At 69.1% G+C, this 15555-nt stretch carries 14 protein-coding genes; 7 read left to right on the top strand and 7 right to left on the bottom strand.

Features of this window, described 5'->3' with window-relative positions:
* The first annotated feature begins 4 nt into the window (after positions 1–4).
* Complete coding sequence (gene trxA / locus JSE7799_RS07700) at positions 5–325, top strand: thioredoxin (RefSeq protein WP_055663084.1); 321 nt, start codon at positions 5–7, stop codon at positions 323–325.
* 112 nt (positions 326–437) lie between these two features.
* On the opposite strand, the gene JSE7799_RS07695 is transcribed toward trxA, so the two are convergent.
* Both JSE7799_RS07695 and JSE7799_RS07690 read right to left on the bottom strand, forming a co-directional pair.
* The gene (locus JSE7799_RS07695) at positions 438–1763 is read right to left on the bottom strand and encodes an ammonium transporter AmtB (RefSeq protein ID WP_055663083.1); all 1326 of its coding nucleotides are present in this window, start codon (positions 1761–1763) and stop codon (positions 438–440) included.
* A gap of 28 nt (positions 1764–1791) precedes the next feature.
* Positions 1792–2130, bottom strand: coding sequence for a P-II family nitrogen regulator (locus JSE7799_RS07690; RefSeq protein ID WP_055663082.1), 339 nt, complete (start codon positions 2128–2130; stop codon positions 1792–1794).
* A 310-nt stretch (positions 2131–2440) separates the two neighbouring features.
* On the opposite strand from JSE7799_RS07690, the gene JSE7799_RS07685 reads away from it, so the two are divergent.
* Genes JSE7799_RS07685 through JSE7799_RS07675 form a run of 3 tightly spaced genes read left to right on the top strand, consistent with a single transcriptional unit; the run spans position 2441 to position 7692 of the window.
* A complete protein-coding gene (locus JSE7799_RS07685) occupies positions 2441–4600 on the top strand; it encodes a transglycosylase domain-containing protein (protein WP_083480367.1) in 2160 nt (719 codons plus the stop codon).
* Positions 4601–4654: 54 nt separating this feature from the next.
* A complete protein-coding gene (locus JSE7799_RS07680; protein ID WP_055663081.1) occupies positions 4655–6397 on the top strand; it encodes a type I secretion system permease/ATPase in 1743 nt (580 codons plus the stop codon).
* Positions 6394–7692 carry an HlyD family type I secretion periplasmic adaptor subunit gene (locus JSE7799_RS07675; RefSeq protein WP_055663080.1) on the top strand — a complete coding sequence of 433 codons (1299 nt, stop codon included), beginning with the start codon at positions 6394–6396 and terminating at the stop codon, positions 7690–7692. The genes JSE7799_RS07680 and JSE7799_RS07675 overlap by 4 nt, the downstream gene beginning before the upstream one ends.
* Here JSE7799_RS07675 and yaaA read toward each other — a convergent pair whose 3' ends face one another.
* Both yaaA and recQ read right to left on the bottom strand, forming a co-directional pair.
* On the bottom strand, positions 7693–8454 hold the full coding sequence (yaaA, locus tag JSE7799_RS07670; RefSeq protein WP_055663079.1) for a peroxide stress protein YaaA: 762 nt from the start codon (positions 8452–8454) through the stop codon (positions 7693–7695).
* A 46-nt stretch (positions 8455–8500) separates the two neighbouring features.
* Complete coding sequence (recQ, locus tag JSE7799_RS07665; RefSeq protein ID WP_055663104.1) at positions 8501–10534, bottom strand: DNA helicase RecQ; 2034 nt, start codon at positions 10532–10534, stop codon at positions 8501–8503.
* A gap of 144 nt (positions 10535–10678) precedes the next feature.
* Here recQ and JSE7799_RS07660 point away from each other — a divergent pair, with 144 nt between their 5' ends.
* On the top strand, positions 10679–11701 hold the full coding sequence (locus JSE7799_RS07660; protein WP_055663078.1) for a TRAP transporter substrate-binding protein: 1023 nt from the start codon (positions 10679–10681) through the stop codon (positions 11699–11701).
* 15 nt (positions 11702–11716) lie between these two features.
* Here the strand turns inward: JSE7799_RS07660 and rsmD are convergent, their stop codons facing one another.
* On the bottom strand, positions 11717–12259 hold the full coding sequence (gene rsmD, locus JSE7799_RS07655; RefSeq protein WP_055663077.1) for a 16S rRNA (guanine(966)-N(2))-methyltransferase RsmD: 543 nt from the start codon (positions 12257–12259) through the stop codon (positions 11717–11719).
* The gene (locus tag JSE7799_RS07650; RefSeq protein WP_055663076.1) at positions 12256–13452 is read right to left on the bottom strand and encodes an NAD(P)/FAD-dependent oxidoreductase; all 1197 of its coding nucleotides are present in this window, start codon (positions 13450–13452) and stop codon (positions 12256–12258) included. Before JSE7799_RS07650 ends, rsmD begins: the two co-directional genes overlap by 4 nt.
* A gap of 114 nt (positions 13453–13566) precedes the next feature.
* On the opposite strand from JSE7799_RS07650, the gene JSE7799_RS07645 reads away from it, so the two are divergent.
* Complete coding sequence (locus JSE7799_RS07645) at positions 13567–14055, top strand: peroxiredoxin (protein ID WP_055663075.1); 489 nt, start codon at positions 13567–13569, stop codon at positions 14053–14055.
* A gap of 32 nt (positions 14056–14087) precedes the next feature.
* Here JSE7799_RS07645 and JSE7799_RS07640 read toward each other — a convergent pair whose 3' ends face one another.
* Complete coding sequence (locus tag JSE7799_RS07640) at positions 14088–14510, bottom strand: Lrp/AsnC family transcriptional regulator (protein ID WP_055663074.1); 423 nt, start codon at positions 14508–14510, stop codon at positions 14088–14090.
* A 118-nt stretch (positions 14511–14628) separates the two neighbouring features.
* Between JSE7799_RS07640 and rocF the strand changes: the two genes are divergently transcribed.
* A complete protein-coding gene (gene rocF / locus JSE7799_RS07635) occupies positions 14629–15552 on the top strand; it encodes an arginase (protein WP_055663073.1) in 924 nt (307 codons plus the stop codon).
* The last annotated feature ends 3 nt before the right edge of the window (positions 15553–15555 follow it).

Genomic DNA, 15555 nt, shown 5'->3' with positions numbered 1-15555 from the left:
CGCCATGGCCACGCAAGCCGCGACCGACGCCACCTTCGACGAAGTGGTCAAGCAGTCCGATATTCCCGTGATCGTCGATTTCTGGGCCGAATGGTGCGGTCCCTGCAAGCAGATCGGCCCCGCCCTCGAAGAGCTGTCGGAGGAATATGCCGGCCGTGTGAAGATCGTGAAGGTCAACGTCGACGAAAACCCGTCCTCGCCCGCCGCCATGGGCGTCCGCGGCATTCCCGCGCTGTTCATGTTCAAGGGCGGCGAGCCCGTCGACCAGAAGATCGGCGCCGCGCCGAAGGCCGCGCTGAAGGACTGGATCGAAGGCGCCGTCTGACGCCCTACCGGGATCCGGCGCGACGCTTGCGCTGAAAATCCGCCCCCGACGCAAAACCCCCGGGCGAACATACGCCCGGGGGTTTTGTTTTCTTACGGCAATGTTGGCGCAGTCAGCCTCGGGCGAATTCCGGATAGGCTTCCATACCCAGCTCGGCCACGTCGAGGCCGTTGATCTCGTCCTCCTCGCTGACGCGGATCCCGCCGAGCGCCTTGAGGGCGAACCACACCGCGATGCTGGCGACGAAGACGAAGGCGCCGATCGACACGAAGCCGACGAGCTGCATCCCGAAGGAGGCGCCGGCGGAATAGACCGGCACAACCATCGTGCCCCAGAAGCCCGCGAGGAGGTGCACCGGAATTGCGCCCACGACATCGTCGATCTTGAGGCGGTCGAGCATCGGCACGGCGAAGACCACGATCACCCCGCCCGCGGCACCGATCCACAGCGCCCCGAACAGCGACGGGTCGAGCGGCCCGGCCGTGATCGACACGAGCCCGGCCAGCGCCCCGTTGAGCACCATGGTCAGGTCCACCTTGCGGTACAGAACCTGCGTCAGGATGAGGGCCGCCACCGCGCCCGAAGCCGCGGCCATGTTGGTGTTGGCGAAGATGCGCGAGACATCGGCCACGTCGCCGATCGTGCCCATGGCAAGCTGCGAGCCGCCGTTGAAGCCGAACCAGCCGAGCCACAGGATGAACGTCCCGAGCGTCGCCAGCGCGAGGTTGGAGCCCGGCATCGGAACGACGCGCCCGTCCCTGGCGTATTTGCCGATCCGCGGGCCGAGGACGAGGGCCCCCGCCAAGGCCGCGAAGCCGCCCGCCGCATGCACGAGAGTGGAGCCGGCGAAGTCCGAGAAGCCCGCTTCCGAGAGCCAGCCGCCGCCCCACTGCCACGACGCCTCGATCGGATAGATCAGGCCGGTCAGCACGACGGTGAAGATCAGGAACGGCCACAGCTTGATCCGCTCGGCCAGCGTGCCCGACACGATGGAGGCGGTGGTGGCGACGAACATCAGCTGGAAGAAGAAATCCGAGGCGGCCGAGGCATAGGTTACATCGACCATGTCGGCCCCCGCGCCCACAGGCTCCAGCGCCGCGACCGCGAAGGCCCCGAAATACCCCTCGACGATCCAGTTCGTATCGCCGGGATACATGACGTTGTAGCCGATCAGCCAGTACATGATGGCGGCGATCGAGAAGAGCGAGATGTTCTTCGTCAGCTGCATCGCCACGTTCTTGGACCGCACGAGGCCGGCCTCGAGCATCGCGAAGCCCGCGGCCATCCAGAACACGAGGAAGCCGCCCACGAGAAAGAGCAGCGAATTGAGAATGAAGGCGGTATCGGCGGCCGCGGCGAAGTCGGCGCCCTGCGCGACAGCCGTCACGGGCAGGGCGGCCAGCGCCGCGCCGAGTGCCAGTGTGGTGCGAAGTTTCATGGAATTGATCCCCTGGATTGTCGGTCGTTCAGATCGCGTCGTCATCGGTCTCGCCGGTCCGGACCCGGACGGCCTGCTGCACGTCGAGCACGAAGATCTTGCCGTCGCCGATCTTGTCGGTCCGGGCCGTCGTCGCGATGGTCTCGACGACCTGATCGGCCATCGCGTCCTGCACGACGATCTCGAGCTTCATCTTCGGCACGAAATTCACAGCATATTCCGCACCACGGTAGATCTCGGTGTGGCCGGACTGGCTGCCGAAGCCCTTGATCTCCGTCACCATCATGCCGCGCACGCCAAGGGCGCTGAGCGCCTCGCGCACCTCCTCGAGCTTGAACGGCTTGATCGCTGCAATGATGAGTTTCACGGATTTCTCCTCGATTGACGGCCCCGCCTTGGGCCGGACGGGGAGGAGGTCACAAAACGGCTCGCCCCGAGGCAACGCAGCCGCACCTCCCAGATGGCCTCAATCCGGGCATCTGCCGCAATTTGTGCCCGATCCGCAGGCAATGCCTAATTATTGGGCGGCGGAGATATGCAGCCGTCGCGGCGGATTTTCCGGATGGGGTGCACAAGCGAGTCGGAACCACCTATCTGTCGCGCGAACACCCCACAGAGGGCACGAGCAGCGGGACGCGCGGTTGATGGACCGGTCCGTCTCCGGAGGGACCGAGCGCATGGCGAAAAACGGGAAGGCACGGCTGGTGGCCGACAAGCGCAGGACGCCCGATCCTGCGCGGGCAAAGCCCCGCAAGAGCCGCCGCAAGCCCGCCAAACCGCAAGCCGCGCGCCGGCGCGGGTTGGTCTACTGGCTGCTCTGGCCGCTGCGGAAAGTCCTGCGCCTTGCCTGGGCGCTGTCCTGGCGCGGGGCCGCGATTGCCGTCCTCATCCTGGCGGCGGCGACGGCCTACAATTACACCCGCATCCCCGACATGGCGACGCTGGCCGACGGGCGCGCGCGCGGTTCGGTTACCTTGCAGGATCGCGAGAGCCAGACCTTCGCCTGGCGCGGCGACAATTTCGGCGGGCTTGTCACGACCGAAGGCGTGTCGCCGCATCTGGTGAACGCCGTCGTCGCCTCCGAGGACAAACGCTTCTACAGCCATTTCGGCGTCAGCCCCCGGGGCATCGCCGGCGCCATGCGCACCAACGTGCAGGCCGGGCGCAGCCCCTTCTCCGGCTCGGGCGGCTCCACCATCACGCAGCAGGTGGCGAAGCTTCTGTGCCTCGGCACCGACTGGGATCCGAGCACGGGGATGAGCGAGGCCGAATTCGAAGCCGATTGCCGCGCCGGAACCGTCTGGCGCAAGGTCAAGGAAATTCCCTACGCCTTCGCCCTCGAACTCAAGTTCACCAAGGACGAGATCCTCGCGATCTACCTCAACCGCGCTTATCTGGGCGCCGGTGCGCGCGGCTTCGCGGCGGCCAGCCAGCGCTATTTCGGCGACGCCGCCTCCGATCTGAACCCGGCCGAGGCGGCGATGCTCGCCGGTCTTCTGCCAGCGCCGTCCTACTATGCCCCCACCAGCAACCTGGCCCGGGCGCAGGAACGCGCGCAGACGGTGCTGCGGCTGATGCACGAGCAGGGCCTGCTGACCACGGCGCAATTCACACAAGCCATGGAAAACCCCGCCACCCTGTCGCCCGCCGCGCGCGAGGATACGGGCGGCTACTTCGCCGATTGGGTGATGTCGTCGGGCCCGGATTTCCTGACCGCCGACACGACCGAGGACGTCCTGATCCGCACGACCCTCGACCAGGACATCCAGCACGCCGCCGAGGCGGCGCTGGCGCATGTCTTCGAGACGCAGGTCCGCGACGGCTCCGAAGCCCAGGCCGCCATCGTGGTGATGAGCGCCGACGGCGCCGTGCGCGCCATGGTCGGCGGACGCAACACCCGCGGCGGCGGCCTGTTCAACCGTGCGATCCAGGCCGTCCGCCAGACCGGGTCCAGCTTCAAGCCCTTCGTCTATGCCGCCGCGCTCGATCTCGGATGGCGCCACGACTCGCCGGTCCTCGACAGCGAACTCGCGATCAAGGTCCCTGGCTCCGGCACCTATTCGCCCGCGAACTACACCAATCAGTTCTACGGCGAGGTCACCCTGACCGACGCGCTCGCCCGGTCGCTGAACGCCGCGACCGTCCGCCTGAGCGAGCAGGTCGGCCGCGACATCGTCCGCAACGTCGCCAACCAGTTCGGCATCCAGAGCGATATGGCCGAGGGCCCGGCCCTTGCCTTGGGCGTCAGCGAATCGACCCTGCTCGAGATGACGGGCGCCTATGCGGGCATTCTCAACGGCGGCACCAGCGTCACGCCCTACGGTCTCACGCAGCTGACCCTGCGCGGCGAACGGACCCCGCTTCTCGACCATGACAGCGGGCTCGGCGAGCGGGTGATCCAGGAGAACGCCGCCCGGCAGCTCGTCTACATGATGTCGCAGGTCGTCGAACGCGGCACCGGCACGCGCGCGCAACTTCCCGACGGGCGCCCCGCCGCGGGCAAGACCGGCACCACGCAGGCTGCCCGCGACGCCTGGTTCATCGGCTTCACCGGCGATTACGTTGCCGGCGTCTGGATGGGGTACGACGACAACACCCCGCTCAGCGGCGTCACGGGCGGCGGATTGCCGGCCGAGATCTGGCGCGAAACGATGGCTCGCATCCACGACGGAATGCCGATAACGCCGCTGCCGATGATCGATCCGGCCACGGTCGCGCGCCCCGAGCCCCAGCCGCAGGTCGCCCGCACACCCGCCCCCGCCCCGCAGCAGGAGGAACCGGGCCTTGCGGACCGGATCCTGATGGATGTGCTGGGCGGTATCTTCCGGCAGAATTAATCGATCGTTCTGTCATGGCGTGCTACGCGCCATTGCCAAATCACAGGATCTCCAATGAAACGCTCCGCTTCCAGAATTGCCGACGGCGCCGGCGAGGTCGCCGCAGTCCGGCGGCGCATGAACGGGCTTTTCGCGGCCGTTTTCGCGTTTTCTATTGCCGTGAATGCGCTGATGCTGACCGGGCCGCTCTACATGCTGCAGGTCTATGACCGCGTCCTCGGCTCCCGGTCGGAGGAGACGCTGATCGCGCTTTCGGTCCTCGTCGCGTTCCTGTTTCTGATGATGGGCATCCTCGACCATGCGCGGGGGCGGGTTACCGCCCGCATCGGCGCCCGGTTCCAGTCGGCGCTCGACGCGCGGGTCTTCTCCGCGCATCTGCGGCGCGCCGCCGTCACGCCGGGCGGCGCCGGCGGCCGCAATCCGCTGCGCGACCTCGAAGCGGTGCAGCGGCTGATGTCGTCGCCGGTCTTCCTGGCGCTGTTCGACATTCCGTGGACGCCGATGTTCCTTGCCGCGATCTTCCTGTTCCATCCCTATCTCGGGCTGCTCGCGACGGGCGGGGGCCTCGTTCTGGTCCTGCTGGCGCTGTTCAACCAATGGACGACCGCCGGCCCGATGGCCGATGCGAACGCCGCCAATGTCCGCGCGGAGATGACGGCGCAGTCGCTGGCCTCCGAGGCCGAGCTGGTGCAGTCGCTCGGGATGCGCGGCGCCGCGTTCGAGCGGTGGGTCGACGCCCGCCGCCGGTCGCTGTCGCAGACGCTGGCCTTTTCCGACCGGTCCGGCTTCTTCACCACGACGACCAAGACGCTGCGCCTGTTCCTGCAATCGGCGCTGCTGGGGCTCGGCGCGTGGCTCGTGCTGCGGGGGCAACTCACGGCCGGCGCGATGATCGCGGGCTCGATCCTGATGGGGCGCGCGCTTGCCCCGATCGAGATGGTGATCGGCCAGTGGCAGATGGTCGACGCCGCCCGCCGCGGCCGGGAGACGATCATCGACCTGCTCTCCCAGGTCCCGCCCGAGACGGCACGCACCGCCCTGCCGCGCCCGCGCGCGCTCATGGTGGCGGAGGGCGTGACGATCGTGCCGCCCGGCGGGTCGCAGGCCTCGCTGCGGTCGGTCTCCTTCATCCTCAAACCGGGAGAGGCGCTTGGCGTGATCGGGCCGTCGGGCGCGGGCAAGACGACCCTGGCCAAGGCGGTCACCGGCGCGTGGCGTCCCGCCGGCGGCAAGCTGCGCCTCGATAGTGCGACGCTCGATCAATACGATCCGGACGTCCTCGGCAGCTATATCGGCTATCTGCCGCAGACCGTCACGCTGTTCGACGGCACCATCGCCGAAAACATCGCGCGCCTGCAAAAGGATGCCGACCCCGCCAAGATCGTCGAGGCCGCCCGGAAGGCCGCCGCGCATGAGATGATCCTGGCCCAGCCCAAGGGCTACGACACGCCGGTATCCGCCGTGGGCGGGCTTCTGTCGGGCGGGCAGATCCAGCGCATCGGTCTGGCGCGGGCGATGTTCGGCGACCCGGTCATCCTCGTGCTCGACGAGCCGAACTCAAACCTCGACAATGAGGGGACGCGCGCGCTCAATCAGGCCATCGCGGGCATGAAGGCCGACAACAAGGCCGTGATCATCATCGCCCACCGGCCCGCCGCGATCGAGGAATGCGATGTGCTTCTGATGCTCGAACACGGCACCCGCGTCGCGTTCGGCCCGCGCGAGGAGGTGCTGCGCGCGCGCGTCCGCAATCATGCGACACTGGCGCGCCGAACCGGAACGGGGAGTGTCGCATGACCGACGCATCATCCTATCCCGTGCGCCGGGCGCTTCTGCTCGGTCTTTTTGGACTTGTGCTGCTGTTCGGGGGCTTCGGCTCCTGGGCGGTGTTCGCCAACATTTCGGGCGCCATCGTGTCATCGGGCCGCGTCGCGGTGGAAAGCAACCGGCAGGTCGTGCAGCACCCCGATGGCGGCGTCGTCGCCGAGATCCTCGTGCGCGAGGGCGATCTGGTCGATGCCGGCGACGTGCTGATCCGGCTCGACCCGACGCTTCTGCGCTCCAACGCCGAAATCCTGCGCGGCCAGCTTCAGGAGCTTACCGCCCGCGCCGCCCGTCTGCGCGCCGAACGTGACACGGCCGAAGACGTCGCCTTTCCGCCGGACCTCGTGGAGGCCGCCGCCACGACGGATGCGGTGGCCGAGACGCTGGCCGGTCAGCGCGCGCTCTTCGTCGCCCGCGCCGAGTCCCGCGCGCAGGCGAAGGAGCAGCTCTCCCGCCGCAAGGAGCAGATCGCGTCGCAGGTCGACGGCATCGGCGCCCAACAGGAGGCGATCGACAGCCAGCTCAACCTGATCCGGGAGGAACTGGACGCCCAGCAGAGCCTTCTCGACCGGGGTCTTGCCCAGGCGCCCCGCGTTCTGGCGCTGCGGCGCGAGGAGGCGGGCCTTCTGGGGCAGGTCGGCGACCTTGCCGCCACCGTGGCCGAACTCAAGGGCCGCACGACCGAGATCGACCTGGAGATCCTCAAGCTCGGCACCCAGACCCGCGAAGCCGCCATCACCGAATTGCGCGATCTGGAGTTCCGCCAGATTGAACTGGCCGAGCAATACCGCGCCATCACAGAGCAGTTGAACCGCCTCGACATCACCGCGCCGGCGGACGGCGTGGTCTATGACATGCAGGTCTTCGCCAAGCGCGCCGTGATCCGTGCGGCCGAGCCGGTACTGTACCTTGTGCCGCAGGACCGGCCGCTGGTGATCCAGACGCGGGTCGATCCCATCCATATCGATCAGGTCTTCCCCGGCCAGCCCGTCACGCTGCGCCTGCCGACCTTCGATGCGCGCACCACGCCGGAGCTGTTCGGGGAGATCGTCCGCGTCTCGCCCGATGCCTTCACCGACGACGCGACGGGCCAGACCTACTATCAGGCGGAGGTCCTGCCCAACGAGGGAGAGATCGCGCGTCTGGGCGATCGCGTGCTGCTGCCGGGGATGCCGGTGGAGGCGTATCTGCGCACCCAGGACCGCACGCCCTTGGCCTACCTGACGAAGCCGATGACCGACTACTTCACCCGCGCCTTCCGGGAGTGATCAGGCCGCCTCGGCGGCGCGCAGAAAAACCGGGGCGTCGGGCGTCGAGCGGTCCGCCTGCCACCGGTAGCCGCCGGCCTCGAAGCCGCGCAGATCGTCGGGATCGCTCAACCGGTTCTCGAGGAGGAACCGCGCCATCGCCCCCCGCGCGCGCTTGGCTTGAAAGCTTACGATCTTCGGGCCGCCCGGCCGGTCCTCGAGAAAGGTCGGCGTAACCACCCGCAGGCGCAAGGACGGGCGGTCCGCGGCGGCAAAATACTCCCGGCTTGCGCAGTTCACGAGCGTCTCCGTCCCCGCCGCCGCCGCATCCGCGTTCAGCGCCTCGGCCAGGGCATCGCCCCAGAAGGCATAGAGGTCCCGCCCCCGCCGCGTCGGCAGGCGCGCTCCCATTTCCAGCCGGTAGGGCCGAATCGCATCCAGCGGCCGCAAAAGCCCGTAGAGACCCGACAATATCCGCAGATGCCCCTGCGCCTGGCGCAGCGCATCCGCCGAGAGGGTCGTGGCATCGAGCCCGGTATAGGTGTCGCCCGCGAAGGCGAAGATCGCGGGCTTGCTCTGCGCGATGTCGAAGTCGCGAAAGCGGTCGCGGTTCAGCCGGGCGAGCTTTTCGGAAATCGACATGAGGCTCTGCAATCCCGAAATGCCCTGCCGCCGCGCCGTCCGCACCAGATTGTCGGTCTCGTCGGCGAAACGCGGCGCGCTCGCCTCCGCATCGACCGGGTCGAGGTCGAGCGTCTTGGCGGGCGAGATGACGGTGAGCATGGCGGTTTCCTCTCATTCGCGGCGCCTGACATGGCGGCGGTCCGCTTCAATTCTCGCGCAGAACGTCCACGAAGGCCGCGCCGAACCGCGCCGCATGCCGGTCGCCGATGATGCGCGCCACGGCGTCGGGATCGGCCGGCGCACGCGCCACCTTCGCAAGCTGCGCCGAAGAGCACGACATCGGCTTGTCGTGCCCGGTCTCGCCGCGCGCGAGATCGTTCTGCACCGACAGCAGGCGGTCATAGATTGCGCCCTCCGTCCGCCCGGCGAGCTTCCGGCGGGCGGGGTGCGGGGCTTCGGGCGCGTCGCCCGTGATGACCGACAGGAAGGTCGCGCCGTAGCGCTGCAGCTTGGTCGCGCCCACGCCCCCCACCCGCGCCATCGCATCGAGCGTCTCGGGCCGCGTCTCGGCCATCTCGATCAGGGTGCGGTCGGTGAAAACCACGTAGGCGGGCACGCCCTGCGCCTCGGCCAGCGCGCGCCGCCTGGCCTTGAGCGCCGACAGGAGCGGCGCGTCCTCCTCCCCGACAAGCTGCTTGACCGCGGGACGCCGCTCCGCCCGGCGGATCGTGTCGCGCCGCAGCGTGACGCTTTCCTCGCCGCGCAGGATCGGCCGCGCCGGATCGGTCATGCGCAGCGCGCCATGCCGCTCCGCGTCCGGGCGCACGAGGTCGAGCCCCATCATCTGCCGGAAAATCGCCTGCCACTGATGCTTGGGCGTCTCCGCACCGACGCCCCAGGTGGGCAGATCCTCATGGCCGAAACGCCGCGTCTTGTCGGTTCCCGTGCCGCGCAGTACGTCGATCAGGTGACCGATGCCGAACCGCTCCTCCGTGCGCAGCATCGCCGACAGCGCCTTGCGCACCTCCGTCGTGGCGTCGAACAATTCGGGCGGCGCCTCGCACAGATCGCAATTGCCGCAAGGGTCCGCCGTCTCGCCGAAATAGCGCAGGAGCGCCATTCGCCGACACCGCTGCGCCTCGGCCAGCCCGAGCAGCGCGTTCAGCCGCCCGTGATCGGCCGACTTCATCTCCGGTGGGGCCAGCCCCTCGTCGATCTGCTGGCGGCGGAACCGGATGTCGTCCGCCCCGAACAGCGTCAGCGTATCGGCCGGCGCCCCATCGCGGCCGGCGCGGCCGATCTCCTGATAATAGGCCTCGATCGATTTCGGCAGGTCGGCATGCGCGACCCAGCGGATATCCGGCTTGTCGATTCCCATCCCGAAGGCGACGGTGGCCACGACGATCAGCCCGTCCTCCTGCTGGAAGCGGGTTTCGACATTGCGTCGCTCGTCGGCCTCCATCCCGGCGTGATAGTGGCAGGCGGCGTGCCCGTCGTCGCGAAGCGCCTTGGCAAGCCCTTCGGTCTTGGCGCGGGTGCCGCAATAGACGATGCCCGACTGGCCCTTGCGGGCGGCGGCGAAGGACAGGATCTGGCGGCGCGGCTGGTCCTTGGGCTGAAACCGCAGGGTGATGTTCGGCCGGTCGAACCCGTGCAGGAAGACCTCCGGCTCCCCGTCGAACAGCCGCCGCGCGATTTCCTCGCGGGTCTCGGCATCGGCCGTCGCGGTGAAGGCCGCCAGCGGCACGTCGAGCGCGCGGCGCAACCCGCCGATCCGCAGGTAATCGGGCCGGAAATCGTGGCCCCACTGGCTGACGCAATGCGCCTCGTCCACGGCGATCAGCGAGCAGTTCGCGCGCTTCAGCATCCGCTCCGTCCCGCCCGAGGCCAGACGCTCCGGCGCGATATAAAGCAGCTTCAGCTCGCCCGCCTCGATCGCCTGCCAGACCGCAGAAGTCTCCTCCTCCGTGTTGCCGGATGTCAGCGCACCCGCCGAGACGCCCGCCGCCGTCAGCGCCCGCACCTGGTCGCGCATCAACGCGATCAGCGGCGAAATCACCACCGTCAGCCCGTCGCGGCTCAGCGCCGGAAGCTGGTAGCACAGCGACTTGCCGCCGCCCGTGGGCATGATGGCCAGCACGTCATGGCCCGCCGTCACGGCCTCCACGATCTCCGCCTGTCCCGGGCGGAAGGCGTCGAATCCGAAGATGGTGGAGAGAAGTTCGGCGGGCGCAGGCATGGGGTGCACGGATCCCACAGCCTGAGTCACGGGGCAAGAGTCGACGGCCAGCTTTTCCTGCGACTCATTTGTGCGCGACGCCTTCAATCGACGGGATCCCGACACTAGGTAGTCGGCTTCACCGACAGATATGGGGGCCCGATCATGGCCATCCTCCGCACGATGACCCTGGCCGCGTTCTGCGCCACGCCCGCGCTGGCCGAACCCGAGGTGACGCTGCGCTTCCAGCACTTCGTCAATCCCGCCTCGGCCAACCCGACCTATTTCATGCAGCCGTGGGCCGACGCGATCGAGGCGCAGTCGGACGGCCGCATCGCGGTCGAGATCTATCCGTTCATGCAACTCGGCGGCTCGGCGGAGAACATGTACGACCTGATCGCCGACGGCGCGGTCGATGGCGGCTGGGTGATCCCGGGCTACCAGCCGGGCCGCTTTCCCGAGGCCGAGGCGCTGGAGCTGCCCTTCATGACGCCGAAATCCGCCGAGGCGGCCTCCGTCGCGGCGTGGGATTATACCCAACGGCACCTGATGGACGATTTCGAGGATGTCCACGTCGTCACCGCGCATATGCACGGCCCCGGCCTCGTGCACAAAAAGGGCGCGGCGCCCGAGGATCTGGCGGATTTCGCCGGCCTCAACCTGCGCGGCCCGTCCCGCATGGCGACGCAGCTTCTGGACCGGATGGGGGCGAACCCCGTGGGCATGCCCGTTCCCGCCTTCCCGGAGGCGCTGGCCAAGGGCGTGCTCGACGGAGGTGTCATCACCTGGGAACAGGCGCCGTCGCTGAAGCTGGACGAGCTGACCGACAGCCATACCGACGTGGCGGGCGACCGGTCGCTCTACAACCTGTATTTCCTCTGGGCGATGAACCGCGACGTCTACGAGGGGCTGGACCCCGAATTGCGCGCCGTCATCGACGCCAATTCCGGCGCCATGGCCGCGGCTTGGGCCGGGCGGGCGCATGACACGGGCGACGCGCTCGGGCGCGAGGCGATGATCGCCTCCGGCAACCAGATCGCGATTCTGTCGCCCAAGGTGACGGCGGAAATCGCGGCCTTGGGCGACGCCGTCACCGCCGACTGGATCACGGAGATGGACGCCAAGGGCTTCGAGGGCGCCACCCTGGTCGAGGATGCGCAGGCCGCGATGGAAGAGGCAGCCGAGTGAGGCGCGCAGGTCCCGTCATGGCGCCCGCGCCAGCGTGATGACGGTGTCGCCGTAGCGGCGCTGATCCAGCACCTCCAGATCGCCCGGATTTGGCGCATCGCGCTCCTCCCAGACGATGGTCGCGCCGGGCGCGATCCAGCCGCCACCGCTCAGCGCCTCCATCGCGGCCTCGCCCAACCCCTTGCCGTAGGGCGGATCGAGAAACACGAGGTCATGCGGCACCCCCGGCCCCGGCCGCCGCGCATCGCGTGCGACGATCCGCGGCGCCGCCGACAAAAGCGCGGCATTCTCGCGCAGCACCGCCAGCGACCGCCGCCCCTGCTCGATGCAGGTCAGCGACCCCGCCCCCCGGCTCAGCGCCTCGAATCCCAGCGCCCCGGTGCCCGCGAACACGTCGAGCACGCGCAGCCCCGCGAGGTCGAGGCCGTGCGAATTGATCAGCAGGTTGAAGACCGCCTCGCGCACCCGGTCGGAGGTCGGCCGCAGATGCGCCGCCGCATCCCCCGCACCGACCGAGGCCAGCCGCCGCCCGCGCCATTCACCGCCCACGATCCTCACAGCAGCGACTTGATCGGCACGGACCCGTCCGCCACCGCCGCACGGTCCGGCGAGCGCCCCGCCTCGATCAGGCGCTTGCCCACCATGTAGGCGCGCGGGTCGTTCATCGCGTCCACGGCCAGAAGCGTATCGCCGGCAAAGTACCAGTGCGACCGCCCCTCCCCGTCGCGCGTCACGACCTCGTCGAAGCCTTCGTTGAGGCCCGCGATCTGAAGCTTCACGTCATATTGATCGGACCAGAACCACGGCTTCGCCTCGTACGGCATCTCCGCACCCAGCACGTTCGCCGCGACCACCTCCGCCTGATGGATCGCATGCGGCACGCTTTCCAGCCGGATGCGCCGCCCGCGCCACGGGAAGGAGCAGCAATCCCCCGCGGCCCAGATCCCTGCGGCCGATGTGCGCCCGTACTCGTCCACTGCCACGCCGTCTTCGATTGTCAGGCCCGCCGCCCCGGCCAGTGCGGTGTCGGGCCGCGCGCCGATCCCCGCGACCACCACATCCACCGCCAGCTCGGTCCCGTCGGTCAGGCGTGCGCCCTCGATCCGGCCGTCACCGATGAGAGTGTCGAGCCCGACCCCCTCGCGGATATCGACCCCGTGATCGCGGTGCAGCGCCCGGAACCAATCGGCGGTCGCCGCGCAGGCCACGCGCGACAGCAGGCGCATGTTGAGCTCCACCAGCGTCACTTCCAGCCCGATCCTGCGCGCCACCGCCGCCGCCTCCAGCCCGATATAGCCGCCGCCCACCACCAGCATCCGCCGGCCGGGCAGGACTTCGGGGCGTAACGCGTCGATATCGGCCAGCGTGCGGATCACATGGTGCCCCGTCAGCCCCCCCGTGCAGCGCGCCGGCAGGACATTCGCGCGCGAACCGGTGGCGAGGATGGCCGCGTCGAAGGCGGTCTCCCCCGCCGGCCCGGTCAGGGTCCGCGCCGCCGGATCCAGCGCCGCGACCGGCGCCCCGAGATGCAGCTCGACCGCACGCTCCTCGTAGAACGATCGGGGCCGCAGGTGCAGCCGCTCGCGCCCCATCTCGTCGAGCAGGTAGCCCTTGGACAGCGGCGGCCGCTGATACGGCAGGTCCGGCTCCGCCCCCCAAAGGCTCAGGCGCCCCTCATAGCCGCGCTTGCGCAGCGTCTCGACCAGCGTCGCGCCGGCCTGTCCGGCACCGATGACGGCGATATGATCCATGGGCTCTCCGTGACTGTCGGGCGGGGGCCCGGCCTGCGACGAGACGTATGGCCGGACATCAGCCGGGACGCTATATCCCCGCCCGACGATCCGCAAACCCGAGGAGTTCCGCACATGACCATCTCAACCGGCGACAGGCTGCCCGACGCCACGCTCCTGCGCGATGGCGCCGAGGGGCCCGAACCCGTCGCGCTATCGGAGATCGTCGCGGGCAAGACCGTGGCGCTCTTCGCCTTGCCCGGCGCCTTCACCGGCACCTGCACGACCGCCCATCTGCCCAGCTTCATCCGCACCAAGGACGAATTCGCCGCCAAGGGCGTCGACACGATCATCTGCGTCGCGGTCAACGACCCGTTCGTGATGAAGGCCTGGGCCGCGCAGACCGGCGCGGACGATGCGGGGCTCGTGATGCTGTCCGATCCGGAGGCGACGTTCACCCGCGCCATGGGGATGGAATTCTCCCATCCGCCGGCGGGCCTGATCAACCGCTCGCGCCGCTATGCCGCGATCGTCGAGGACGGCGTGGTCCGCACCCTGCATGTCGAGGAAGGTCCGGGCGTGTGCGAGGCATCCGGTGGCGAGGCGCTTCTGGCGGAACTCTGACGCCCGGGCGGGTCGGGCTTCGCGCCCGTCCCTCAGGCGCGGCGGGTCGAGAGATAGAGGCTCGTCTCGCTGCGCGACACGCCGTCGATCCGGCGGATCCGGTTGAGCACGGCGTCGAGCGCCTCAAGTGTTTCGGCGCCAAGCTCGGCCACGAGATCCCAGCGGCCATGGGTGGAATGCACCGCCTCCACCTCCGGCATCGCGCCCAGCATGCGCGACACCCGCGCCGCGCCCATCCCTTCGATCTCGATCAGGACGATGCCGCGCACCGGCCGGTCGGCCACGTCGCCCTTGAGCACGGCGCGAAAGCCCAGGATCTCGCCCGCCTGCACAAGCCGGTCCATCCGCGCCCGCACCGTTGCCCGCGTCACCCCCAGCAAGGCGGCCAGCGCCGACACGCTGGCCCGCCCGTCCTTGGCGAGCGCGGCGAGAAGGCGGTGATCGAGATCGTCCATTCTGCGCACCCTGCATGACCAATCCGGACGATACTTCGCCCGCTTTGGACAATAATCCGCCTTCCACCTGCCGGTCCAGCACCCGAAATTACCCCGAACCGACAAGCCGGAGACCCCGATGACCCGAGACATCACCTTGATCGGCGCACCCGTCGAAACCGGCGCATGGCGCCGCGGCTGCCTGATGGGGCCGGATGCGTTGCGCACCGCCGGGCTGGCCCGCGCCTTGCGGGAACTGGGCCACGACGTCACCGATGCCGGCGATGTCGCCCCCATCGCCGCCGAAGTGAAGCCGACCGACAACCCCGCGATCCGCGACCTCGACCTCTGCGCGGGCTGGGTCCGGGCGCTGCAGGAGGCGGGGAACCGCGTCGCCGCCGACGCCACGCCGATCTTCATGGGCGGCGATCACCTGATGGCCGCGGGCACCGTTCCGGCAATGGCCGCGCGCGCCGAGGCGGCGGGCAAGCCGCTCTTCGTGCTGTGGCTCGACGCCCACCCCGACATCCACGATTTTGTCAGCACCGAATCGGGCAATCTGCACGGCACGCCGGTCGCCTATTTCACCGGGCGGTCCGATTTCGCCCCGCAATTTCCCGACCTGCCCGCCGCCGTCGATCCGGCCAATATCTGCATGATCGGCCTGCGCTCCGTCGATCCGTACGAAAAAGCCGCGCTGGCGGCGAGCCCGATCGACGTGACCGACATGCGCGCCATCGACGAGCATGGCCTCGCCACGCCTCTGCGCGCCTTTCTCGACCGGGTGGAGGCCGCGGACGGCCATCTCCATGTCAGCTTCGACGTCGACTTCCTCGACCCCGCCATCGCGCCCGCCGTCGGCACCACCGTCCCCGGCGGGGCGACCTTCCGCGAAGCGCATCTGGTGATGGAATGGCTACATGACAGCGGCCGCGTCACCTCGCTCGACCTCGCCGAGCTGAACCCCTTCCTCGACGAGCGGGGGCGCACGGCGCTCCTGATGGTGGATTTCGTGGCCTCGCTCTTCGGCAAATCCGTCCTCGACCGCCCCAACCGGAGCTGATCC

The organism is Jannaschia seosinensis (genome assembly GCF_001408515.1).
Classification (GTDB): domain Bacteria; phylum Pseudomonadota; class Alphaproteobacteria; order Rhodobacterales; family Rhodobacteraceae; genus Jannaschia; species Jannaschia seosinensis.
This window is presented reverse-complemented; position numbering and strand designations above follow the sequence as displayed.